Raw genomic sequence first — 23,848 nt, 5'->3', positions numbered from 1 at the left:
GGACGTCACTCCCAGCCGTAGTCGGAGGTCTCGTCCCGGAAGATCGTGTGCTGGTGGATCTCGTCGGTCGAGGCGCCGGGCTGGTTGGAGAACTCGATCCAGGCGGACGGCCCGTCGAGACGGACATAGGTCTGGTCGTTGTCGATGGTGGTTCCGCCGCTCCAGCCGATGTACGTCTCGTCGTACTCGGAGACGTACTTGGCCAGGAGCCGTGCCGCGGCCTTCTCGTCCAGGTCGTCGACCCAGGTGCGCAGCATCGCGGTGACCTTCGCCTGCTGCTTCTTGGTGAGGCTGCTGACGAGGACGCCCTCGGGTTCGGTCGGGAAGGGGCCGTCGTTGCCCGGGCCGAGGTAGAGGTCGTCGAAGCTGCCATCGATCTCGGCGGCGGCCAGTTCGTCGGCGGTGAGCGACTGGATGGCGCCGATGGTGGTGGCCCGCTTGTCCGCGAGCGGGGCGTAGGCCTTGTCGTCCCAGACGAACTCCTCCGGCTCGACCGCGGTCAGCGTGGGCGACATGGTCACGTTGTTCCCGGCGTAGGTGATGTTGTACGCCGCGTGGTGGCCGCCGTACTGGACCGTGAACTCGCCGGTCCTGCTGGGCTGTCCGAAGAAGGAGATGTAGTACCACTCCGAACCGAAGTTGGCGCCTCCGCCTCCTCCGCCGCCGCCGGGGCCGCCGGGCCCGCCGGTGGCGCCGTCGGTCGGGGCTCCGGAGGGAGGCGTGCGCGTGGCGGTGGGGGAGGCCGACGCGCTGCCCCCGGTGTCCTCGCTGTCCGACAGCGAAGCGAGGTAGTCGTCCGCCTTGCGGATCTCGACGAGCTCCTCGTAGCCCTTCGCGCTGAGCGCGGCCTCCATGACCTTCATGGCCGCCGCGTCCTGCGCGTCGGTGAGGTCGCCCAGCTTCAGGCCGTTGCGCTCGACGACGGGCGTCGGGAAGTTCGACCAGCCGGTCTTCTTCGCCGCGTCGTCGAAGTCGTAGAGGACGGTGTCCTTCTGTTCCTCGGACAGCGTCGCGAGGAAGGCGTTGACGGCCTTCACGACCTGGGCGGTGTTGGCGCCACCGGCTCCGGTGCGTGCCGCGGAGGCCGGGACCGCCTGTTCGGCGACCGCCGCCGAGGCGGATCCCGGGTCGAACGCGAGATAACCGACGGTGCCGAGGGCCACGCTGAGGCACGCGGCGAGCACCACGGGCCGGCGCAGAACGGGGCGGGTGTGGGAGGACATGGGGCTCCTGTGTCGTGAGGGTGGTGGGGCCCTCCATCGTGGGAGAGCGGTCTCAGAGCACGGCCGGAGCCAGTCCGGAATTGGATGAGAAGCGGCTCACAGAACGCTGTGCGACCATGCGCGCATGCTGGAGCGTGTCCTCGTCGCCGACGACGATCGTGCCGTCCGCGAAGCCGTCGAGCGGGCCCTGGAGCTGGAGGGGTACGAGGTCGCCACCGCCGGTGACGGTGTGGAGGCCCTGGTCCTGGCCCGCAAAAAGTCCTTCGGCGCGCTCGTCCTCGATGTGATGATGCCGCACATCGACGGGGTGGCCGTGTGCCGTGTGCTGCGCGCCGAAGGCGACCGCACCCCCGTGCTCATGCTCACCGCGCGGGCCGGGGTCCCCGACCGGGCGAACGGTCTGGACGCCGGCGCCGACGACTACCTGCCCAAACCGTTCGAAGTGCCCGAACTGCTCGCGCGTCTGAGGGCGCTCCTGCGGCGGGCCGTACTGACGGCGTCGCCCGCCTCACCGGCCGAGAACGGAGAGATGGGCGAGGAGGGCGAGCGCCCCGGTGACGTGCTGCGGCTGGCGTCGCTGCGCGTGTCTCCCGGCACGCGGCGCGCCTGGTGGGGGGCGGCGGAACTCCGGCTGACCAGAACCGAGTTCGACCTGCTGGAGCTTCTGGTGCGCGACGAGGGCCTCGTCCTGGACCATGCGGCGATCTACCGGCGCGTCTGGGGCGCCGACGCCGGGGTGGACGCGAAGAACCTCGCCGGTTACATCGGCTATCTGCGGCGCAAGCTCACCGACGCCGGAGCGCCCGACCTGATCCGCACGGTACGCGGCGTGGGTTACGCGGCGCGTCGGCCATGAGCCTGCGCTCGCGGTTCGCGCTCGCCTTCGCCGCCGTCGGTGCCGCGGTGGCGGTGGCGGTGGGTGCGCTGAGCTATCTCGCCGCCTCCGACCGGGTGTTCGCGGAGGTCGACCGGACGCTGCGGTCGACCACCGTGGCCCTGACCCGGGGCATGGAGAAACGCCAGGAGCAGGACCCGGCCGGCCAGAGCCCCGTCGGCCAGAGCCCCGCCCCCTTTCCCGGACTGGACCTGCCCGACCCGGGGGGTGAAACGGCACCGCAGCCGGTCCTCCAGGCCGTGGCCCGCGACGGTACGCCCGTCCGCCTGAGCGGCCCGCTGGAGAGACTGCCGGTGTCCGACGCCGCGCGCGCCCTCGCCGCCTCCGGCCGGGCAGGGCAGTCGGACACCACCGAGATCGACGCGGGCGGCCACAGCTACCGCCTGCTGACGACCGCACTCGGCGAGAGCCGCGGCGCCCTGCAGGTGGCCGTCCAGGTCGACCAGACCCGCCACGTGCTGGCCGGCATGGCGCGACAGATCGCGGCGGTCAGCCTGGCGGTCATGCTCGTCGCGGCGGCAGCGGGCCGACTGCTCGCCGGACGCGTCACCCGACGCCTTGCCCGGCTGGCCGAAGTCGCCGAGGAGGTGAGCACGGACGGCCGGGTCGCCCACGACGCCATGGAACTGGTGGGCGGACGCGACGAGGTCGGGCGGCTGTCCGCGTCCTTCAGCAGGATGCTCGGCCGCATGGTCGCCGCCCGCGAGGCCCAGGAACGGCTGGTGCACGACGCCGCGCACGAGCTGCGGACCCCGCTGACCAGCCTGCTGGCCAACGCCACCGTGCTGCACCGCGTCGCCGAGCTGTCCCCCGACTCCCGCGCCCGGCTCCTCGACGACGTCCAGGACGAGACACGCGAACTCGGTCACCTCGTCGACGAACTCGTCGAACTGGCACTGGCGGGCCGCCGCGGGGAGACCGAGGAACCCGTGGACCTGGCCGCAGTGGTGCGCCGAACGGCGCGGCGCGTGTACCGGCGCACCGGGCGCCTGGTCCACATGGACGCCGATGACTCCGTGGTGCGTGGCAGCTCCCAGGGCCTCGAACGCGCGGTGGGCAACCTGCTGGAGAACGCCGCCAAGTTCGACGCCGACGGCAGCGAGCCCATCGAGATACGCGTCCGCCAGGGCGCGATCACCGTCCGCGACCGGGGGCCCGGCATCGCCGCCGACGACACCGGACGGGTGTTCGACCGCTTCTACCGGGCCGCCGAGGCCCGCGGTCTGCCCGGCTCCGGACTCGGCCTCGCCATCGTCCACGACGTCGCGCAGGCCCACGGCGGATCCGTGTCGGCGGGTGGGCGGCCCGGCGGTGGAGCCGTGGTGGGCTTCACCGTGAGCCGATCACGTCTCCTGCCGGCCTCCCGCCCGGGGACCGGGCCTTCGGCCGCGGACTGACCGCACCGCGTCGGCGGCGACCCCGGGCGGCCCGTCCTGCTCGCAGCCCCGCAGCCGGGGACGACGCCTCATGGGCGCGGCGCCGGGGGCGAAGCCGTCCGCGCCCTCCGCGTCCGCCGTCGCCATGGTCGCGTGCGGCCGCCGGTGACGCCCGGCTCCGGCAGGCCGCGGGTCTTCGGCGTCGACGGAGACGGTCCCGGTCCCGGTCCCGCGACGGGCATCCCGGAACGGGCGTAGTGGAAGGCGGCGATGCGGTCGCTGTGCTGCGAGTTGAGCAGGTGGATGAGGAGCACCCCGAAGGCGATCGTCGCGAGGATCGCGATCACGGTCACGATTGTCTCCACGGTCCTCACCTCGCCATCGGCTGAGGCGGCATCGCGGCGGTGAAGGCCGGAACGCGTGGACGTACGGCCCGATCGGGGGCCTCATGGCCCCGTTCGGCATTCCGGACCGCTTCCACGGCCCGGCCGGTCCACGACGTCGTCCGCAGGCGCGCCGCCTCCTCCATCAACCGGCTCGCGGTCGATGTGCCCAGTGGGTCGCTCGCGGCGGACATCAGCCAGGCGGCCGAGGCGGGATCCGTCCGCGGCGGGACCACCAGCAGGTTCCAGCGGCCCAGGCGGTACGAGAGCAGCAGCAGTTCGTGCGGGTCCTGCTCGGACGGGAACCAGCCCACGTTCACCACATGCCCGGCGACGGGCACCCGTCGCGGGACGGCCGGCCAGTGGGTGGAATTCACCGCGATCCGGGTGATCCGTCCCCACAACGGCTCCAGTACGGCTGTGAGGAGGGGGAGTTCCGCCACCAGATCGCGGGAACGGGGCCACCAGGCGCCGTCCAGCAGAGCCGGGGCGGGACCGGCGGGAGCGAGCGACAGACGGAGAGCGGACGAGGAGGACCGGTCTCCTTCGAGTGCCGGCGAGGGGGAAACGGTCGCAGTCATGACGCGAACCCAGCCCCGGACCGGTGATGACCGGCCCGGCATAGTGAATCGCCGAAAACGACACGAGCGTGAAAGCCGGTGCGCGGAAAATCCTCGGTCGTCCCAGCCTACTCCGCGTGCCGGCCGAACGGACGGCGCACAGATGCCCGGTCCCGCCGACGGCGGCTTCACCGCCCATGCGCCGCGCGCCACCGCTCTCCAGGTCAGTTCGCCGCGTTCTCCCTTTGGCTCTCCGCGTCGCCCTTCGACCCGTCCTTCGTGGCAGCGTCCCAGATCCCCGCCGCCACCCTGCGTGCGAACTCCGTCGGCGACGGCTCGTTCGGCAGCTGCGCGGGCACCGTCGTGCCCTTTCTGCCGCCTGCCCGGTCGGCGAACAGCGCGACCGTCAGGGCGAGTCGGCCGTCGTACCCGGTGGCCCACACGGTCCGCCGGGTGATCCCGCCACCCGCCCCGGCGACGGCGAAAGCCTTCGCCTCCGCCGAGCCCGCTGCGACGTCGACGGCGACGGGTGTCGGTCCGGCCCCCGATCGCATGCCCGCCATCAGCGCCTCCTTCTCGTTCAGGACCTGCCGCACGGCGGGCCGCGCCCGGTAGACGGTGCGGCCCTCCCGTGTGATGCGGGCGACGGTGTACGGGGTGGCGTACCTGCCGTCCGCCGCCACCGTCGCGTACGCCGATGCCAGGTCCAGCGGTGTCGGCGCCGCCGTCTTCAGCAGCTTGCTCAACGGTGCGCCCGCGTCCCCCACCTCGCTGAACGGTTCCAGGGCCGTCCCCGCCTCCACCGCCCCGCTCACCGCGTCGTTGAACGACTGCCGCGCATAGTCCGAGCCCCCGTACAGCAGCCGCACCGCTCCGTCGCCGGGCACCATGCCGACGACGGCGGTGTGCACCCGCACGCCCTTGGCCCCAGGATGCTCCTGTACCCGTTGTGTGGCGTTGTCCTGCAGCGCCAGGTCGAAGGTGGTCGTGACGCTGTAGCCGCCGCTCGCGAGTCGGTCCTCGGTGATGCCGAGCCGGTCGGCTGCCTCCTTCGAGGCGACGTCGATCAGGTACTGCCGCTGCCCCTCGGTCTCGCCCGGCGGATAGAACCGGAACGCCGGGAAACGCGCCGCGGCCCGCTGCTTCGCCGTGATGCTCCCGCTCGCGGCCATCGCGTCGAGCACCCACTCCCAGCGGTTCTCCAGCTTCGCCGTCACCTTCGGATCGGAGCCCGCCTTCTCGTAGTACGAGGGGATGTTGAGGATGGACGCCAGCGCGGCGCCCTGCGCGACCGTCAGGCTCTTCGCGTCCACGCCGAAGTAGTTGCGCGCGGCGGACTGGATCCCGGCGGCACCCCGACCGAAGTACACGGTGTCGAGATAGCCCTCGAGGATCTCGTCCTTGGTGCGGGTGCGGTCCAGCTTGATCGCGATGAGCGCCTCACGCGCCTTGCGGGCCAACGAGTGTTCCGGGCTCAGCAGCGCGTTCTTCACGTACTGCTGGGTGATGGTGGAGCCGCCCTGCGGGTCGCCGCCCGTCAGCGTCGCCAGCATGGCCCGCGCGATGGCCCGCGGCGAGACCCCGCTGTCCGTACGGAAGGAGCGGTTCTCCGCGGCGATCACCGCGTCCTGCACATGCCGGGGGACCGCGGACAACGGGACGTCCTGCCGGTCGACCGGTCCGCGCCGGCCCAGATAGGCGCCGCCCGAGTCGAGGAACACGGTGCTCTGGGTGACGGTCTCGGGGTGCGGCTTCGGAATGGACGTCAGGTGGTACGCCACGACGGCCGCCGCACACAGCGTCGCGAGCAGCGCGAGGAAGGCGTACAACAGCCGGCGAAGCCGCCGGCCCCGGTTGCGCCGCAAACGGATCCGCAGCGGCGCGCGCTCGCGGTGCCGGCGCTCCGACAGCATCCCCTTCCTGGGACGGCGTGCCGTGCGCGCCGGTCGCGGCAGCCATTCCGGCCCGTCGCCGTTCCTGTCCCCGCCCCGGCCCCCGTTCCCTTTCCTGCTCCCGTCCCCGTCCCCGTTCTCGTCCCCGTTCTCGTTCTCGTTCTCGATCACGTTCATATCCGCCACCACTCGCGGTCCGACCGCGCGGCGACCCTGCCCGAGGCGTCGTACACCGTGACGACCCGATCGTCCCCGCCCACGGAGAGGAGCGCCTGCACGTTCTTGCTGGGCAGTGGCGTGCTCGCGTACCAGATGCCCCACCCCGGACTGCCCGCCAGGACGAGGACCTTCGCGGTGGTCCTGCCGCCGTCACCGGTTCGCACCTCGACGCGGCCCGGCTCGCCGCTCAGGCCGTGGAAGAGGCCCGACAGGAAGAACCCGCCGGTCACGCTGTCCACCCGGAGGGAGACGCCCGGTTCGTCGAGCGGGCGGTCGCTGTCGTCCCCGGGGAGGGGCACCGACCAGTGCCCACCATCGGCGGTCAGCCACATCCGTACCCCCGCCCCGGCGGTCACCCGCTCGCCCGGCGCCACGACCCGGATCGGGCTCGTGGCCCCACGACTGTCGTCCCCCGGCAGGGCTCCGGACGTCCCGTCCTGCGCACCGCCACCCCCGAGACGGTCGGCGGCGAGGAGGCCGGCGGGTGTGAGCAGCGCCGCACAGGCGGCCGAGGCCACGGCAAGGCGGCGACGTCGCCGGATGCGGCCCCCGGCCTGGAGGTCGGCCAGCGGCACCTCGGACCGGACGATGTCCCGGGCGGCACGGGCGAACACCTCGCGCAGCTGCCCGGGGTCGGTGCCGGCCTCCTTCAGACCGCGTCTGGCACGGGCCCGCACCGCCCCCACCGAGCAACCCAGCAACTGGGCGATCTCCGCGTCCGCCAGCCCCTCCCAGACCCGCAGCACCACAACGGCCCGTCGGCGCGCGGCCCGCCGTCCCCGCAGCCGGCGCAGGTGGTTGCGTACCAGACAGCGCCGCACATGGAAATCCACGTCGTTGCGCGGAACGCGTCGCCACCGCGCGCACATCCGCACCAGCGTTCTCCGCGCCAGTTCCTCCGCGGCCCCGGGGTCGTCGGTGAGCAGCCGAGCGGTCACGACCAGCCGGGACCAGTGCGTCCGGGCGTACGTGGCGAAGTCGTGTCCGGCGGGGAGGACGGGGAGGACGGGGATCACGGGGAGTACGTCGGGGGTCGGTGGCACGTGGGCGGTCCTTCGGCTCGGGAACTCGGTCGTGGCCGGACGCATGGGGCCGTCCGTCCTGGTCGGGCAACCGTTCGGTCGTGCAAGTAGGTTGAGCGGGCAGCGAGCCGACGCCGTTGGGAGAGAGGGAGCCTGAAAGCCGTGTGCGCCGTCTTCCCGGTGGGGTTGCGTTTCGCTGGGTGCGACCTACGCGACCTACGCGACCTGTACGCACGGCGGAGGTGGTCAGGTTGCAAGGAAAGGGCAGAGATTCCGGTGGGGGCATGACCGAGGACGAGTTCGACGCTTTCTACGCGACCGCGTTCCCCCGGCTCACCGGACAGCTCTACGCCTTCACCGGAGACCACGGCGAAGCCCAGGACGTCGTTCAGGAAGCGTTCGTACGGGCCTGGGACCGGCGACAGCGTTTCCTGTCGGACAGCGCTCCCGAGGCGTGGATCCGCACGGTGGCCATGCGGCTGGCGGTGAGCCGCTGGCGGCGTGCGAGGCGCTGGCTGGAACTCGTACGGCGCACTCCGCCGCCCGAATCCACCCCGGGACCGGGCCCTGAGCGCACCGCGCTCGTGGCCGCCCTGCGTGAACTGCCCCAGGCTCAGCGGATGGCGATCGTACTGCACCATTTGTGCGACCTGAGTGTGGAGCAGGTAGCCTCCGAGACCGGCGCGCCCGTGGGGACGGTCAAGGCGAGGCTGTCCCGGGGGCGGGCGGAACTGGCGAAGCGTCTCGCGGGGGACGAGGCCGACGGGCGCGTCGACGAGACCGACGGGCCGGTCCGGAAGGAGAGCCGCCGTGTCCGATGAACTTTCCGCCGCGCTACGTGAGTTGGCCGCCGCCCGGGCGACCGCTCCGATCGTCGGCGGACCCGCGACCCGTGCCCGGGCCATGTACCGCAGGCGCCGCCGCCGTGCCGCCGCGACCCTGGGTGCGGGGACCGCGGCCCTCGCGCTGCTGGGCTTCGCCCTGACCCTGCATCTCGGCGAGGACCCGGACCACCCGGCCGGGCGCGGAACCTCCGCCGCGGCGCCTTCGGGTTCCGCCCCGCCGTCGGCGGCCACCCCGCTACCCGTCTCCGGCACGCTCGACCTGCCCGGAAGTGACCTCACGTTCGGCGGCCGGGTGATGCCGGTCCTCTCGACTCTCGACCTCCGGCCCGGGCCCACGAGCACGACCCCGATGACGGTGGTCGCGAAGCCGGTCCGGATAGCGCTGGCCGTCCAGGTGCCCTCCAAAGGCCGCACCGTGGTGAACGTCGCGTACGTGGTCGAGCTGCGCGACGGGGAGGGCGGCCCGCTCTACGTCGGCACCTTCCCCCAGGACATCGAGGCCCGGGGGGACTACGACGTCAGAGGCGGCGTGATCGCCCTCGGCGCCGAGGACGCCCAGTGGTTCTACGCCCGCGTCCGCCTCGGCGCCGGCATCTCGGTGACGACCGGCCCGGCGCCGACGCCCACCACCTCGCCGACCACCTCGGCCACCACCTCGGCACCCGGCGCCCTGGCACCCAGCGCCACAGCGTCCCCGTCCGGCGAGACACACGTCCTGCCCCCCGACCGCGCCTCGGTGCCCGTCGGGGACGCGGTGGGTTAGGGCTGGGCCGGCGGCCGCACGGCGGGTCGGGCCGGCGATCCCCGCCGGGCCGGCGATCCCCGCCGGGCCGGCGATCACCGCTTTGGCACGAATCCGGCGCCCCGTCAGGGAGAGGTGCGTGGCGGTCTGCCGCTGCCTGTCGCCGTGGTCACGCAGTCGGACACGCACCCGCCCGCCCAGTGCGGAACCACGAACGGTGTGTGCGATGTCGTGTCATGTCGTGCACACAGCCAAGCCGAGATCCAACTCCTGTCTCCCCTGGGCGGGTTCCGCATTGTTCGGAGCCGCTCTGGGCTGCGCCGCCTGGTCGCTGACGGTCTGGTCGCGCGCGTACTGCGACGCGTTACGACGCCGGCGGACGCTTCGAACTGAACGTCCTGCTCCCCCTGGTCGTGGGAACCGAAACACTCGTCGGTCTCATGGCGCGGGCCATCGGCCGCCGCCTGGTGCTTCGCGCGCCGACGGCGGTCCGCGTCTCACTGCCGACGTTGCTGATGGTCGTCGCGACGGTGGGGCTGGCCTGGTGGCTCTTCGCGACCCGCGGGACGCTGGACGGCTACCCCGGCGACTCCGGCCTCTGCCCCGCGAGTAACGTCCCACCACAATGGCCTGACTGGATCCCCGTCTGACCAGCCCCGACCGACCTACGGCGGCCCCGGCGCACGGATGACGCGCTTCGCCGCGTCGCACCCGAACCGCGGGCGGTCGAGTGAGCCATGGCGCGGGACAAGACGAAGCGCAACGCCGTCGAACCGTGCCCGGTACCTCACCTCAGGGCCAGGCCGGCCAGCCGTCCAGGGACGAACCGGATGCCGACCCGCCCCGGCCTCCGCATATCCCCGTCCGGCGATCGCTCCCGCAGCAATGCGAAGGACCGGGACCGGGACCGGCTCGCCGCTGACGAGAAGTGGGAAGCACTCGCGATTCGATCGTCGCGCTGAGGGGCAGCTGCAGTCGTTGAGGTTGCTGCAAGATCGAAGAGTTGTCGCGCGAGTACGACTGATCGCGAGCGGCGTTTCGCTTCAGACCCCTGGACTCGTCCGGGGGTCTTCGCCGTTGCCAGGGCTGAGCAGGGTGGCTACTTCAAGGACCTTTCCACGAACGCTACACAGATTCTGCGCGACTCCTACAGATGAGCTTCATGGGCACTACAGTCATCTGTGTGCAGCTCGTCACATAGTGCTGAGCATCAGGCGGCTGGGGCGGGGGTGTTCTCATGCCCAACTTGCATTGTTCTGGGGGGTTTTATGCGTGAAATGGTCAAGGGGTCGAATGTCTCTCTCGCAGCCTTGAGCGAGAACGTCGGTTCGGTGATCGTCAGTCTGGGCTGGAGGAGCTCGACCGGCGAAGGGGATGCCGATGTGTCCGTCCTCTTGTTGGACGCGAACGGCAAAGTCCGCAGTGACGCCGACTTCTACTTCTACAACAACCCGGTTGCCACGGACGGGAGCGTGCAGCTCCTGGGCAAGACGCCGACGGCGGACGGCAACGAGGACCGGATCAGCTTCGACTTGACCGCGGTGCCCTCCGAAGTCGACCGCATCGTCCTGGCCGCCAGCCGTTACGAAGGCGCTCGCTTCGGAGAACTGGAGGGCGTCAAGCTGGCGTTGGCGGACGGGGGAGGTGAGGAAATCCTCCGCTTCGCCATCGACGACGCCGACTCGGTGAGCGCGATCATCTTCGGCGAGCTGTACAGGCGCGAGGAGGAGTGGAAGTTCCGCGCCGTCGGCCAGGGCTACGACGCGGGCCTCGCCGGTCTGGCCACGGACTTCGGGGTCGACATGGACGACGATGCGGCGGCCGAGGAGGTGCCGGATGGGGCCGCCATCGACGATCAGGCGGACACGACGGCAATGGCGTCAGCCAACGCCAACGAACCGAAGCGGCAAGGGACGCTGGGGGCGGTCCCCTCCCCTCGGCAACCTGGAGGCGAGGCCCAGCCGAGGAAGTCGGCCGCACGGCCTCGTACGGCGAAGAAGAAGGTCACCCTGCCCAAGGCGGCCAGGAAGACGCTGGCGGAGAATGAGTCGTGGAAAGACGCAAGACTCTTCCCGGCCTCGGCGCTCAAGAGCGACCGGGAGCGTGAAACGCGCGCGACCTCGGTCCTGCTGTCCGTGATGGCCCAGGTACCCGAATTCGGCAGGAGACTCACCGCCGCGTTCGGAGCGCCGGCCGGTCGCATGGAGACCTTCACCGAGGTCACCCTGCCGCACGGCGACACTCCGCGACGCCCCGATGGAGTGATCCGGGTCGAACGGGCCGGCAAGCTGTGGACGGCACTCGTCGAGACGAAGACCAATGGCAGCGCCCTCAAGGCCGATCAGGTACAGGCGTACATGGACATCGCCGCGCGCCGTGGCTACGAGGCCGTGATCACGCTGTCGAATGATGTTGCGCTGGAGGGCAGCCCGCTCGTCGAGGTCAAGATCGACGGAAGACGCAAACACAAAGTAGCGCTCTGGCACCTGTCATGGGCGGAAGTCGCCCATCAAGCACAGATGTTGATCAGGCACGAGGGCGTCAGCAATGCCGCGCACGCCTGGCTCCTCCATGAACTCCTGCATTACTTGCAGCACGAGAACTCCGGCTGCCACGGCTTCCAGAACATGGGCCCGGCCTGGGTGCCGGTACGCAACGGAATCGACGACGAAACCCTGTGCCAGGGAGACTTGCGCGCGCTGGAGGTCGTCGAGAGCTGGGAGCGCCTCATCCGTCAGGTCTGCCTACGGCTGGGCGGCGAACTGGGACAGAAAGTACTGCCCGTCCACCGCACCAAGCGCGGAACCGATCCGAAAGCACTCCGCAGCCGCCTCGCGGATCAGCTCTGTCTCGACGGGAAACTCCAATCGGAGCTGCGCATCGAGGGAACGCCCGGCGTCCTGGCGATCAGCGCAGACCTGCGTACAGGCAAGCTCCGCACCGCCATCGAGATCCCGGCGCCCGAGCAGGGCTACCCGCTGTCGTGGGCGAAGCGGCTCGTCCGGCGCTTGGCCGAGGCGCCGGCAGATCTCCACATCGAAACCCTCATCGAAGGGGATGCCGGCGGCCCACGGGGAACGCTCGAACGCCTCCGCCCCGAGCCGGCCGACATGTTGCCCAAGGAGCCCGGCACCCAGATCGTCGGCTTCCGCCTGTCTCTCCTGAAGGGCATGGGAAGCAGTCGCGGGAACGCCGAGTCAGGCTTCATCCGCAGCGTCGACGACGCGGTGCACCGCTTCTACACCAGTGTCGTGGTCCATTTGGACGGCGCGACACCTCGCCGGGCACCTTCCAAGGAAGAGGCGACGACGGGCTGAGACTCGGCGATCGGTTCGGCTGCCTCAAGCAGCATGTGGCCGCGGTGATCGACGGCCGACGGAGATCGCCACGCGCAACATCGAAGAGCTGTTGCGCGCGCACGAGTGACACGTTCCGTCAAGATCGGCCGCCATCGCCGCAATTTCTCGGCCTGGGTGGACGGCTACGTGAACCACTGCGCCGACGAATCCGAGAGGTGGTCCGCGTGAGCGGCAAGCGAGGCAACGGGGAAGGATCGACCTACCCCTACCGGAACGGCTACGCGGCCTACGCCTGGGTCACGACACCGGAGGGCAACCGCGAGCGGAAGGAAGAGCAGGCGGCCGAGGACGGCCGGCAAGAGTCATAGCGGTTGCTGTACTCCGCTGCTGTACGCACGACAGAGGCCCATTCGCGACCGAGCGAATGGGCCTCTGACCTGTGTCGGGGTGGCGGGATCTGAACCCACGACCTCCTCGTCCCGAAGCAACTTCGGTGGGGCGCTGGCTTGGGCTGGAGTGTCTCTCGCCTGCGCTGATGGTCCGTAGGCGTTCGCTTTTGTCCGCCGTTGTTCGTCGGCGTTGAAGACGGTCAGCTTGGGAAACTGAGGTGTTCTGCAAGCGGTGACCGGTGGTTTCAGGCCTTGGTTGTCGTCCATGCGCTGCAGGAGCTGTCAATGACATGCTTGTTGTGCCACTCGCCGGCGCAGAGCCGCAGCTCGAGGATGTATCCCTCGTGGAAGTCTTTGTTCTTGTATCGATACGTCTGGAAGCCAGCGGTGTTCCAGATGGTTCCTTGCCGAACGGTCGCCTGGCTCTCGGGGTAGACGAGGCGCCAGGCAGCGAGGGTCGCGTGCCCGTCCTTCTTCTCGTCGACGATCTCGAACCAGTCCCCGACCTCGCGGAAGCAGGCCTTACCCACGGAGTTATGGGCGCACGCCATGGCGGACGGAACACTCCCGTCAAACGGCGTGGTGCCGGCCTCGTCGATATCGAAGATGACGGCCGAGGCGTTGCCGATCGTGAGCAAGGTCGCGGCGGCGATACCACTGAGGACAGTGGCTATTCGTGCTTTACGCAAGGTAGTTACGTCCTTTGACGGTGATTCAGCTAGGTCGCTGTGAGTGTAAGAGCTGCCCAGCGCCTTCCGCGCCAGGTGGCGCCCCCGTCCCCGCCAGTCGCACGATTCTCCGGACCACTTGCCACCTACTCGCCGTGCGGCACGCGTGCCCCACCCCAGTCGGCTACGGCTGGTCGTAGGCGAGTGGCCAGCCGGCGAAACCGCCGTCTTCGGTCTGCCAGACCAACTCCACGTACTCCTCACCCAGGAGATCCTTCACGTCCTCGGTGGGCCCGCTGGGCAGCAGCACAGCAACGCGCAGTTCCTTGCGGCCGGGGATGTGCCGACGGTAATCGGCCAAGTGCCCGATCGCCACCGCACCTTGGCCCACGTCGTCTGCCCCTTCGCCTCATACAACGCGTGTCGCCCTTGCCAACCAGCACCTTCAACAGGACTGGAGACCTCCCAGCATCCGATTTTCCTCGCCTCGCTGCTTGCCAGCCACATCGCCCGGACGAGACCGAAGCCTTGTGAGTGCCACGGACTGGCCTACGTCTTCCGCGGCCATGGAACCGCCAACGGGTCCGTAAGCCGCCCTGGAGCGAAGCTAGTCGACGTGGCGCGCCGCTCTGGCGTATCGACCGGCACCGTCTCCAACGTCCTCAACCGCCCTGATGCTGTGGCGGAGCCGACCAGCCTGAAGGTGCTGGAAGCCGTCAGTGATCTCGGGTACATCCGCAACGCCGCATCGGGGAAGTTGGCTGCTCACTGGCGGCGCTCCGGTTTCGCCACGTGGCTCTTTCGACCGGCCGCGACAGGGCGCTATCCCGGGCGAGGCAGTCAGGAAGAGCGGCCAGTGCCTGTCGTTGCTGAGCCGTGGCCCGTCCAGGATGACGTAGTCGGTGCGCCGTCGGGCCGGGCGGCCGGTGCCGATTCGAAGCGTCATGAGAGCGCGAAGCGGCCCCCACCTGTGACCAGCGGGGGCCGTGATCGGCCGGTCTCGCTCGCTGAGTGGACCAGCGAAGCAGGAGGCACCGTCAGGTCGGACGCCCGTAGAAAAGTTCTCCGGCTTCTCCGGGCACGGGTCCTCGGTGAACCCTGCACACCCCCGACGCGTTACAGCCCACAGTCGGCCTCCGGAGCGGAGGTTCGCCTCGACCGGTCGGGTAGCGGGCCTCTCCACCACCGGGAGCCCTCGCTCCCTCCCCGCCGGTCAGCGGAGCCCTGACACCTCCGACCGGCGGGAGGCCGACCGCACGCCGGTGTGACATGACCGGCCGATCCCTTCCCGGATCCGCGCCGATCCCTTCCCGGAGCCGCCCGGGAAGTGGCTCGATACACCGGGCGCGAGGGTACCTCGACGATGCGACAAGGACGGCGACAAGAAGGGTCTGCCCGGCACGACAAGAAGACGACGAGGTTTGGTCAAGGCGATCCGAGCAGTGTCGGCCCATGCCCCCGCCCGTGCGGGAGACACGCCACAGAACACTTGAACAGGATTGAGCGCCACCTATGAACGGGACCTTGGACGCGGGGATCGCCGTCCTCGCTCCAGCCCGGGTGCATGCCCGGCACATCGCGTCGGACACCCACTGCGACGCCTTCATCGAAAACCTCTACGACCAGTACGGACCCCTGCTCCTGCGGTACGCCGCACGACTGCTGGACGGCGACTGGCACAAGGCGGAGGACATCTTCCAGGAGACGGCGGCCCGCGCCTGGAAACACGCCCGGTTCCTGGGCCCCCGCGGGGAACACATCCGGCCATGGCTGTTCACCGTGGTCAAAAATCTCGCCGTCGACCACCACCGGGCCCGCCAGATCCGCCCCCTGGAACTGATGCCCGCCGAGGAACTGGACGCCGTCTGGGACGGCATGGACTCCACCCTCACCTCCCACGTCGTACTCGAAGCGCTCCGGGAACTGAACGAGCAGCAACGGACGGTCATCCAGCTCATGTACTACCTGGAATGCAGCGTGGCCCAGGCCGCCGAACACCTCGGCATCCCACCCGGCACCGTCAAAAGCCGCGCCTTCTATGCCATGCGAGCCCTGCGCAAAGCGCTGGCGGAACGGGGCGTACTCCGCGAGTAACTCAACGCGGCCAGAACTCGGACCGTCGAAGACCGGCCCGAACCCCCAACGCCACACCACCACCGGCTCGTGACATCGCTGTACATCCTGCACATCCGCTGACCCGTCGCGTCCGGAACGACGCCGTGCACCGGGGCCGCCCACCCCCGGTGCACGGGCGGCTCCCCGCTCCCGCCCGCGGCACCTGCACCGGGCGGGAGCCGGCGACTCCGGTCATCCGTCTGCATCCGTCCGCCCAGGTACGCCGGCAGGAGTGGCCGCGGCGCCTTCCGCCTCCACCACGCCCGCAGGCGCTCGCCGTCGACGCCTGCGCCGACGTCGTCCGCGGTGCCGTGGACGCCCCGCTCGCCCGGCCCGCGGCACCCTCGCCGGACCCAGGTCCCACCGGCCCCGGCGCATCGCTGGTCAGGGAACGTGATCCGAGAACACGGATGAACCGGACCCGACTTGCGAACGTAGGGCATGAAGAAGGCACCGTCACCGCGGCCGCCGGGCCGGGGCGATGTCCTGTCGGCCGGCGTCAACCGCGACACGCGGCCCGACCTCCCTCCTCCCCTCGCGAAGCGACCTGACGGTCGAAGCCATTTAGTTGCGTGCAATTAAATTGCTGAATTTTGTTCTCGGTGTACCTCACCCGCCTCGTCAGTCCCCCACCAGGACCGACATCCCAAGAAAAAGGACGTTCACGATGCACATCACCCGCCCGACGCTTCCGGGCCGTCGGTTCACCCTGATCGGTGTCACCGCGGCCGTCGGCCTGGCCGTCACGGCCGTCACCCTTCCCGGTGTGGCCGGAGCCGCGGCCCGCCACCAGGAGCGGCCGACGATCGTGCTGGAGCACGGTGCGTTCGCCGACGCCGCGAGCTGGGACGGCGTCGTCAAGCGACTGCAGCGCGCCGGCTACCCGGTGGTGGCCGCCGCCAACCCGCTGCGCGGCCCGGCGAACGACGCCGCCTACCTGCGCAGCGTCGTCGAGCACATCGACGGTCCCGTGGTCCTGGTCGGTCACTCCTACGGCGGCACCGTCATCAGCCAGGCCGCCGCCGGACTGGAGGACAAGGTCAAGGCGCTTGTCTACATCGCGGCGTTCCTGCCCGACTCCGGCGAGAGCTCGCTCGGGCTGACGAACAAGTTCCCCGGCAGCACCCTCGGCCAGGCCGTCGAACCGGTGAACTACACGCTGCCGGACGGCAGCCAGGGTGCCGACGTCTACATCAAGCCGGACAAGTTCCACCAGCAGTTCGCCGCGGACGTCTCCGCGGACAAGGCGCGGCTCATGGCCACCGGGCAGCGTCCGGTCGCCGCCGCCGCGCTGGAGGAGAAGTCCACGCGGGCCGCCTGGAAGACGATTCCCTCCTGGTCGCTGGTCACCACCGAGGACCGGAACATCCCCGTGGCCGCCCAGCGCTTCATGTCGGCCCGGGCGCACGCGCACACGACCGAGATCGACGCCTCACACGCGGTGTCCGTCTCGCGCCCCGACGCCGTGACCAGCGTCGTGGAGAAGGCGGCCCGGACGGTTCGCTGACCGGCGTGACCAGCAGCCCGCCCAGCCCCCGTCCCGCCGTCTCCCGTCACCCGTGACCCGTGACCCGTGACGTCACCGTCACCGTCACTCACCTCTGTCACCACCAGTGCGTACTTACCGAAAGGCAGCAACCACCATGCCGTTTATCACCGTCGGCCAGGAGAACTCCGCCTCCATCGACCTCTACTACGAGGACCACGGCACCGGGCAGCCGGTCGTGCTCATCCACGGCTACCCGCTGGACGGCCACTCCTGGGAGAAGCAGGCGGCCGCCCTGCTCGAGGCCGGCTACCGCGTCATCACCTACGACCGGCGCGGCTTCGGCCGCTCCGGCCAGCCCACCACCGGCTACGACTACGACACCTTCGCCGCCGACCTGAACACCGTCCTGGAGACCCTGGACCTGCACGACGCGGTCCTGGTCGGCTTCTCCATGGGCACCGGCGAGGTCGGCCGCTACCTGGGCACCTACGGCTCCGCCCGTATCGCCAAGGCCGCCTTCCTCGCCTCCCTGGAGCCGTTCCTGCTCAAGACCGACGACAACCCCGAGGGCGTGGACGGCGGCATCTTCGAGGGCATCAAGCAGGCCGTCACCGCCGACCGATACGCCTACTTCACCGCGTTCTACCAGGACTTCTACAACCTTGACGAGAACCTCGGCACCCGGATCAGCGAGGAGGCCGTCCGCAACAGCTGGAACGTCGCCGCCGGCGCCTCCTGGTACGCGTCCCTGGCCTGCGTGTCGACCTGGACCACCGACTTCCGCGCCGACCTCCCCAAGATCGACGTACCCACGCTGATCCTGCACGGCACCGCCGACCGCATCCTGCCGATCGAGGCCACCGCCGAGCCGTTCCACCGGGCGCTCCCGCAGGCCGAGTACGTCGTCGTCGAGGGCGCTCCGCACGGCCTGCTGTGGACCCATGCCCAGGAGGTCACCGACGCCCTGCTCGCCTTCCTGGCCAAGTGACGGGCGGCGGCCGGTCGCTTCCCGCCGGTGACGGATGCGGCAGATCCGGCGGTGGCCGTAGCCCGCACCTCTCCGGTGAGAGTGAGGCCGGGCCGCCGGAAGGGCCCGCCGATGCCGCCCGGTGTGCGCGCCGGAGACGAGAAGAAGGCGGAGTCGGTCGCCGGCGGGAATGCCCGGCCGGCGACTCGGCGCAGCCCGAGGAACCGCTAACCCCGCCCCGGGGAAGGGACCTCGCGCGCAGGATCACCACTCGCCGGAGTCGGCATCTTGTGGCCGCCGACGGCCCTCTCCGCCGCGATGGGAACGGGGTCCGCTTCGGTGTCGAGGGCGGCGAGCCGGTCCCGGACCTCCTGGGCGCTGCGGGACAGCGCCCGCTGTTCGGCGTCGGCGAGCGCGCGGACCCAGTCGGCCCGGGCGGCCTCCCGGTCGCCCATGGCCAGGCGGGTGTCGCCCAGCCGCATCAGCGCGCCGACGGCGTTCCTGTGGTCCCCCAGTTCCCCGAACGCCTCCATCGCCCGCCGGTAGGTGGCAACCGACTCCTCGTACCGGCCGAGCATCCGCAGGATGAAGCCCAGGACGTCCCAGCCCTGCGCCTGCTGCCACGGGGCGTCCAGGCGCTGGAACAGGGCGAGGGCCTCCTCGCCGTGCACGAGGCCCTTCTCAAAATGCCCCAGGTTGGAATGGAACCAGCCGAGCTCGACGAGGCACTCGGCCGTCCACAGCTCGTCCCCTGTCGCCCGGGACAGCGCGAGTCCTCGCTCGGAGAACGCCACGGCCTCGGGGATGCGGCCGAACAGGTAGAGCGCACACGCCGTGGCGTAGTGGGCGCGGGCCTGTTCGGCGACCACGTCGAGTTCTTCGAAGAGCGTGGTGGCGCGCTGCAGGTGGTGCAGGGCCTGTTCCTGGTGGCCGAGGTAGCCGTGGATGCTGCCGATGTGCCGCAGACAGCGGCCTTCCTCCAGGCGGTCGCCCCGGCGCCGGGCCACTTCCAGGACGGGGGTCAGCGCGGTGATGGCCTCCGGCCAGTACTCCTGGCGGTTCAGGTATTCCTTCAGCGACCAGGCCAGTCCGGTGATGTGGTGGTCCAGCTTCCGGCTGACGGCGGTGTGCAGCAGGCCGACCAGTACCCGGTGTTCGGCGGTGAACCACCGGTTCGCCTGTTCCACGGTGGTGAGATCCTCCGGGGTGACGCCCGGACTCGGGGAGCCGAGGTCGAGTTCGGGCAGCGAGTCCTGCTTGAACAGCCGGTTGGCTTCGTAGGCCGTGAACATGCAGTGGTCCAGAACCCGGAGGGTGGCGCGGTGGCGTTCGTCGGCCTCGTCGTGGGTGTGGGTGAGTTCACCGGCGTAGACGCGCAGCAGGTCGTGCAGGGCGAACCGGCCGGGCCGGGGCTGTTCGACGAGACAGGAGCGGGTCAGGCCGGCGAGCAGGCGGCGTGTCTGAGGCAGGGGCAGTCCGGCGAGGCCGGCTGCGGCCGGGGCGCTGATGTCGGGTCCGGGGTGCACGGCCAGGAGGCGGAAGAGGCGGGCGGCGGACTCGTCCAGGGACCGGTAGGACCAGGAGAACACGGCCCGGACATCGGTGCTGGTGTCGAAGCCGGTGAACGCGTCCAGGCCGCCGTGGGCATCGCGCAGGTCGTCGGCGATGGCGTGCAGGGGGAAGGCGGGTTCGAGTTCGGCGCGTGCGGCGACCACGGCGAGTGCCAGGGGCAGCCGTCCGCACAACCGGATGATGTCGGCCGTGGCGGCGGGTTCGGCGGCCAGGCGCTCCGGTCCCAGCCGCCGCGCCAGTGTCTCGTGGGCCTCGGCCGGTGAGGGCAGCGGGAGGGACAGCGGCTTGGCCCCGTCCGTCGTGATCAGGCCCGGAAGCTGGTTGCGGCTGGTGACCAGGGTGAAGCAGCCGGTCCCCGCGGGCAGCAGGGGGCGGACCTGTTGCTCGTCGCGGGCGTTGTCCAGGACGAGCAGGACGCGTCGGTCGGCCAGGAGGCTGCGGAACAACGTGCTGCGGGCGGTGGTGTCCTCGGGGATGCGCGGGGCGGGGACGCCGAGAGCGGTGAGGAAGCCGTGCAGGGCGTCGCCGGGTTCCACGGCGGGTGCGTGCGGGTGGTATCCGCACAGATTGACGACGAGCTGTCCGTCGGGGAAGGAGGACGCGATGCGGTGGGCGTGGTGGACGGCGAAGGTGGTCTTGCCGACACCAGGGGCGCCGCCGATGACGACGACCGGTGCACCCGCCGGTCCCGGCCGGCCGGGCGCACCGCTCGCGGCGGACAGCCACGCGCCCTCGGCCGCCCGCCCCGCGAACACCGGCAGATCACCCGGCAGTTGCGCCGGGCGCGCCACCCGTGGCCATCCGCTACCGGCGCCGCCCGCTGCAGGGTCGTCGCTCGCGCCGGAGGGATCAGCCGAGCCCGCGGATGCCCCGGCGGTCGTGCCGACGGGCGTCGCGTCGACGGCCGGCCCGCAGGACGTGGCACCGTGGGCCGCGGCGGCAGGACGCGTGCCGGCCGGTGCGGTTTCGGTGTCCTCCTCCAGTGCCTCGGATCGATCCCCCAGTGCCTCGGACTCCGCCGCCCGGCTCGCGCCACGGCTGTGCGCGGTGCCGGCCGCCGAGCCCGCCGTCCTGGCCGTGCCCGGCAGGGACAGCGGCGGCAGGTCGTGGCGCAGGATGCCCTCGTGCAGGGCCCGCAGTCCGGGACCGGGTTCCAGACCGAGTTCGTCGGCGAGGTGCCGGCGCAGGTCCGCGTAGCGCTGCAGTGCCTCGGGGTGCCGGCCGGCCAGGTACAGGGCGTGCAGCAGCAGGGCCCAGCCGGTCTCCCGCAGCGGATGCTGCGCCGTCAGTTCCTGCGCCGACGCCACGGCTTGCGGTATCCGTCCGCCCAGGAGCAGGGCAGTGGTGCGGATCTCCCGGGTGGTCTGCCGCAGTTCCTCCAGGCGGGCGGCTTCATGGGCGGCGAACAGGTGGTGCGCGGCGTCGGCGAGCGCGGCACCGCGCCACATCGCCAGGGCCCGTTCGGCCTCCTGCAGAACGCGTTCGGGCCGCTCCTGGTCCAGCAGTCGGTGCGCCTGGGCGACGGCCCGCTCGAAGCGCACGGTGTCCCGACTCTCGGACGGGACGCGCAGCCCGTAGCCGGCGGGTTCGGTGACCAGCACCCCGAACGTCCCCCGCGTGCGCAGGTGCCGGGGTTCCAGGACGGCGCGGACCTTGCTGACGTGGGCGTGCAGGGAGGCCATCGCCCCGCCCGGTGCTCGCCCCGGCTGCTCCGACCACAGCTCCTCGCACAGCGTCTCGGGGGCGACCGCCCGACCGTCGGCGAGCAGCAGCCGGATCAGCAGCAACCGCTGCTTGCGCCGCCCCGGATCCAGCACCGTGCCCGCCCGCCGTACCACCAGCGGACCCAGCAACTCGAAGTCGAACTCATGCCCCATGGTCGTCACCGTTCCCACCCAACACCCCCACTGCGTTGCCACCCGCACACGCACGGCCCATCGGCAGTGCGCGACCCGCTCCGGCCGCAGACCTGCCCGGGCCCTGACGGTTGCGCCATGAGCGCGATGACGGACGCAGGGCGCCGCCCCGTCCGGACGTCCGCGCGCCCCCCGCCGCGACGACCTGTTCGTCCAGGGATGAGGGGCGGCTCAGGTGGCTCTGGAGCGGTGAGGACCCCGTCGTCCGCTTCCCGCACACCAGGAGGGACACTAGCAGGTCGTCACTCAGCGTAAGGGTTCTGCGGGCGGCGCGATCCGCCGCTGCGGAAGGCTCGCCTCCTCGGCCGGCCGCAGCGCCTACCGGACCACCGGGCCCCACCCGCCCGGGAGGGAGTGCGCTGGCCGGCGGCCAGGTGCGGGACGGCTTCCTCGTCCGGTTCGGCGGCTCGGCCCCGGGAGCGTCCGTACCCTCCCTGGCAGCCGCGACGGATCGTCTGCCCCCGTATCCCGCTGCCGCCCGGTGCGGACCCCGTCCCGGTCCGTGAGCACGGCCTGCGTCGGGTGGCCGGGGACGAGCCCACCCTGGTCGACCGCTGAGGGCGCCACCATACGGACTGCACCGGGAGGGCGAAGCACCGCAAGGAGCGGAAGAACCGCTGGTCGAACCGTTGGCCGGTCGCTTTCCCGATGCGTTCGAGCCTGTGGCCCGGGGCAGGGCGCCGTCCTCGGGCGGCCGGATGGATCTTCTCTGGAACAGCCCTTTGACCTGCCGCGGACGTGAACCGGGGTGCCTGTCATCCCGTTGAGTGATCGAGCGAATGTCGTCCACAGTGGGGAAAGTCATGGTCACCGTCGAAGGAACGAGTACGGCCCGGTTCGAACCGGTCCGAGCAGCACTGGCAGCGCACCTCGAATCCGGGGAGGAGCTGGGGGCGTCGATCGCCATCGACGTCGACGGCGTCATGGAAGTCGACATGTGGGGTGGGCACGCCGACACGGCACGGACCGTTCCGTGGCACCAGGACACGTTGGTCGGACTGTGGTCGACCACCAAGACCCTCAGCAGTCTGGCGGCCCTCGTTCTCGTCGACCGGGGAGCGCTGGACCTCGACCGCCCGGTCGCGCACTACTGGCCCGAATTCGCCGCCCGGGGCAAGCAGGACATCGAGGTGCGGCACGTCCTGGCACACACCTCGGGGCTCTCCGGCTGGCAGCAGCCCTTCACCATGGACGACCTGTACGACTGGCCGACGGCGAGCGCCCGACTGGCCGAACAGACGCCCTGGTGGAAGCCGGGGAGCGCCTCGGGCTACCACGTGCAGACCCAGGGACAGCTTGTGGGCGAGCTCGTCCGGCGGGTCAGCGGCCGTACCCTGACCGAGTTCGTCGACACCGAGATCGCGGGGCCGCTGGAAGCCGACGTCCAGATCGGCGCGCGGGAAGCCGACTGGCCGCGTATCGCCCCGTTGGTGCCGCCGTCGCAGACCTTCGAAGTGCCGGCCGGTCTCGATCCCGAGGCCATCTTCACCAAGACGCTGTTCGGAAGCCCCGCCCGGGACGAGAACGTCGACACCCCGCGATGGCGCCGCGCCGAACTCGGAGCCGTGAACGGACACGGCAACGCACGGGGCATGGCCCGTGCCCTCTCCGTGATCTCACGACGCGGCGAGGTGAACGGCCTCCGGCTGCTCTCCCCGGACACGGTGGACAAGATCTTCGACGTACAGGCCGACGGAGTCGACCTGTTCCTGGGTGTTCCCGTGCGCTGGGGCATCGGCTATGCGCTCGCCGACCCCAGGACAATGCCGCACATGCCCACCGGAACGATCTGCTTCTGGGTCGGCCGAGGCGGTTCGGTGGTCATGATGGACCTCGATCGGCGCATCACGTTCGCGTACACGATGAACCGGCTGGGCGACGGGATCCTGGGCTCGGAGCGCACGCACAGCTACCTCAGGCACGTCTACGAAGCTCTCGACGCCGCGAACTGAAACCCACCCGCCGGAGATCCGTCCACGCCGGGACGACGGGCGCGGAGAGCGCGTGCGGAGCTCAGCCCCCGGGGGCGGGCCGGCATTCGCCCACGAGGGGCCCTGGGCCGGACCGGGAGGGCTCCGCGGGCCTGCCCCGGCGCGCGACCAGCGCTTCCTCCTCCTTCTCGCACCAGGCTTCCGCGGCACCCAGGCCGCCACCCGATGACCGCATACGGCCACCGAGGCGAGATGATCGTCCGCTTCGCCATCTGGGAGCAGACCAGCGGAGTCACCGCCCTGCCCGCCATGCCGTGAGCACACAGGCGGAACCCGACTCCACCA

General features: G+C 70.9%; 20 protein-coding genes. 12 read left to right on the top strand and 8 right to left on the bottom strand.

Going from position 1 to position 23,848, the window contains the following annotated elements; translation table 11 throughout:
• Positions 1-5: 5 nt before the first annotated feature.
• On the bottom strand, positions 6-1,223 hold the full coding sequence (locus tag ACIPFH_RS21135; protein ID WP_401828374.1) for a DUF3500 domain-containing protein: 1,218 nt from the start codon (positions 1,221-1,223) through the stop codon (positions 6-8).
• A gap of 124 nt (positions 1,224-1,347) precedes the next feature.
• Here ACIPFH_RS21135 and ACIPFH_RS21130 point away from each other — a divergent pair, with 124 nt between their 5' ends.
• Both ACIPFH_RS21130 and ACIPFH_RS21125 read left to right on the top strand, forming a co-directional pair.
• Positions 1,348-2,079: a response regulator transcription factor gene (locus ACIPFH_RS21130; RefSeq protein ID WP_401828373.1), complete on the top strand. Its 732-nt coding sequence runs from the start codon at positions 1,348-1,350 to the stop codon at positions 2,077-2,079.
• Positions 2,076-3,515: a sensor histidine kinase gene (locus tag ACIPFH_RS21125; RefSeq protein WP_401828371.1), complete on the top strand. Its 1,440-nt coding sequence runs from the start codon at positions 2,076-2,078 to the stop codon at positions 3,513-3,515. The genes ACIPFH_RS21130 and ACIPFH_RS21125 overlap by 4 nt, the downstream gene beginning before the upstream one ends.
• Before the next feature lie 68 nt (positions 3,516-3,583).
• Here the strand turns inward: ACIPFH_RS21125 and ACIPFH_RS21120 are convergent, their stop codons facing one another.
• From ACIPFH_RS21120 to ACIPFH_RS21105, 4 genes are all read right to left on the bottom strand, one after another.
• Positions 3,584-3,859, bottom strand: coding sequence for a hypothetical protein (locus tag ACIPFH_RS21120; RefSeq protein ID WP_401828369.1), 276 nt, complete (start codon positions 3,857-3,859; stop codon positions 3,584-3,586).
• 5 nt (positions 3,860-3,864) lie between these two features.
• Entirely contained in the window at positions 3,865-4,458 is a 594-nt protein-coding gene (locus ACIPFH_RS21115; RefSeq protein ID WP_401828368.1) for a DUF5994 family protein, read from the bottom strand.
• A 203-nt stretch (positions 4,459-4,661) separates the two neighbouring features.
• On the bottom strand, positions 4,662-6,506 hold the full coding sequence (locus ACIPFH_RS21110; RefSeq protein ID WP_401828367.1) for a transglycosylase domain-containing protein: 1,845 nt from the start codon (positions 6,504-6,506) through the stop codon (positions 4,662-4,664).
• Positions 6,503-7,591, bottom strand: coding sequence for a sigma factor-like helix-turn-helix DNA-binding protein (locus tag ACIPFH_RS21105; protein ID WP_401828366.1), 1,089 nt, complete (start codon positions 7,589-7,591; stop codon positions 6,503-6,505). Before ACIPFH_RS21105 ends, ACIPFH_RS21110 begins: the two co-directional genes overlap by 4 nt.
• A gap of 263 nt (positions 7,592-7,854) precedes the next feature.
• Here ACIPFH_RS21105 and ACIPFH_RS21100 point away from each other — a divergent pair, with 263 nt between their 5' ends.
• The 5 genes from ACIPFH_RS21100 (at position 7,855) to ACIPFH_RS21080 (ending at position 12,824) form a co-directional block, all read left to right on the top strand.
• A complete protein-coding gene (locus tag ACIPFH_RS21100; RefSeq protein ID WP_401828364.1) occupies positions 7,855-8,391 on the top strand; it encodes a SigE family RNA polymerase sigma factor in 537 nt (178 codons plus the stop codon).
• Positions 8,381-9,178, top strand: a complete 798-nt coding sequence (locus tag ACIPFH_RS21095; RefSeq protein WP_401828363.1) for a hypothetical protein — start codon at positions 8,381-8,383, stop codon at positions 9,176-9,178. Before ACIPFH_RS21100 ends, ACIPFH_RS21095 begins: the two co-directional genes overlap by 11 nt.
• A gap of 392 nt (positions 9,179-9,570) precedes the next feature.
• Positions 9,571-9,807, top strand: coding sequence for a hypothetical protein (locus ACIPFH_RS21090; protein WP_401828362.1), 237 nt, complete (start codon positions 9,571-9,573; stop codon positions 9,805-9,807).
• 618 nt (positions 9,808-10,425) lie between these two features.
• Entirely contained in the window at positions 10,426-12,474 is a 2,049-nt protein-coding gene (locus ACIPFH_RS21085; protein ID WP_401828361.1) for a TerD family protein, read from the top strand.
• Between the two features lie 206 nt (positions 12,475-12,680).
• Positions 12,681-12,824 (top strand): hypothetical protein, encoded by a 144-nt coding sequence (locus tag ACIPFH_RS21080; RefSeq protein ID WP_401829257.1) that lies wholly within the window; start codon positions 12,681-12,683, stop codon positions 12,822-12,824.
• A 266-nt stretch (positions 12,825-13,090) separates the two neighbouring features.
• Here ACIPFH_RS21080 and ACIPFH_RS21075 read toward each other — a convergent pair whose 3' ends face one another.
• Both ACIPFH_RS21075 and ACIPFH_RS21070 read right to left on the bottom strand, forming a co-directional pair.
• Complete coding sequence (locus ACIPFH_RS21075; protein ID WP_401828359.1) at positions 13,091-13,534, bottom strand: hypothetical protein; 444 nt, start codon at positions 13,532-13,534, stop codon at positions 13,091-13,093.
• A 163-nt stretch (positions 13,535-13,697) separates the two neighbouring features.
• Positions 13,698-13,874, bottom strand: coding sequence for a hypothetical protein (locus ACIPFH_RS21070; protein WP_401828357.1), 177 nt, complete (start codon positions 13,872-13,874; stop codon positions 13,698-13,700).
• Between ACIPFH_RS21070 and ACIPFH_RS21065 the strand changes: the two genes are divergently transcribed.
• The 4 genes from ACIPFH_RS21065 (at position 13,854) to ACIPFH_RS21050 (ending at position 18,105) form a co-directional block, all read left to right on the top strand.
• Positions 13,854-14,741 (top strand): LacI family DNA-binding transcriptional regulator, encoded by an 888-nt coding sequence (locus tag ACIPFH_RS21065; protein WP_401828356.1) that lies wholly within the window; start codon positions 13,854-13,856, stop codon positions 14,739-14,741. The two genes, ACIPFH_RS21070 and ACIPFH_RS21065, sit on opposite strands and share 21 nt — an antisense overlap.
• A gap of 284 nt (positions 14,742-15,025) precedes the next feature.
• Complete coding sequence (locus ACIPFH_RS21060) at positions 15,026-15,607, top strand: sigma-70 family RNA polymerase sigma factor (RefSeq protein ID WP_401828355.1); 582 nt, start codon at positions 15,026-15,028, stop codon at positions 15,605-15,607.
• Positions 15,608-16,295: 688 nt separating this feature from the next.
• Positions 16,296-17,135, top strand: a complete 840-nt coding sequence (locus tag ACIPFH_RS21055; RefSeq protein ID WP_401828354.1) for an alpha/beta fold hydrolase — start codon at positions 16,296-16,298, stop codon at positions 17,133-17,135.
• A 136-nt stretch (positions 17,136-17,271) separates the two neighbouring features.
• Positions 17,272-18,105, top strand: coding sequence for an alpha/beta fold hydrolase (locus ACIPFH_RS21050; protein ID WP_401828353.1), 834 nt, complete (start codon positions 17,272-17,274; stop codon positions 18,103-18,105).
• Between the two features lie 206 nt (positions 18,106-18,311).
• Here ACIPFH_RS21050 and ACIPFH_RS21045 read toward each other — a convergent pair whose 3' ends face one another.
• Entirely contained in the window at positions 18,312-21,533 is a 3,222-nt protein-coding gene (locus ACIPFH_RS21045) for an AfsR/SARP family transcriptional regulator (protein ID WP_401828351.1), read from the bottom strand.
• 842 nt (positions 21,534-22,375) lie between these two features.
• On the opposite strand from ACIPFH_RS21045, the gene ACIPFH_RS21040 reads away from it, so the two are divergent.
• Positions 22,376-23,524 (top strand): serine hydrolase domain-containing protein, encoded by a 1,149-nt coding sequence (locus tag ACIPFH_RS21040; protein ID WP_401828350.1) that lies wholly within the window; start codon positions 22,376-22,378, stop codon positions 23,522-23,524.
• Positions 23,525-23,848 lie beyond the last annotated feature (324 nt).

Source organism: Streptomyces sp. NPDC088157, assembly GCF_044741545.1.
Taxonomy (GTDB): Bacteria; Actinomycetota; Actinomycetes; order Streptomycetales; family Streptomycetaceae; genus Streptomyces.
Note: the sequence above shows the minus strand (reverse complement) of the source record. Positions and strands in the feature narration are given on the sequence as shown.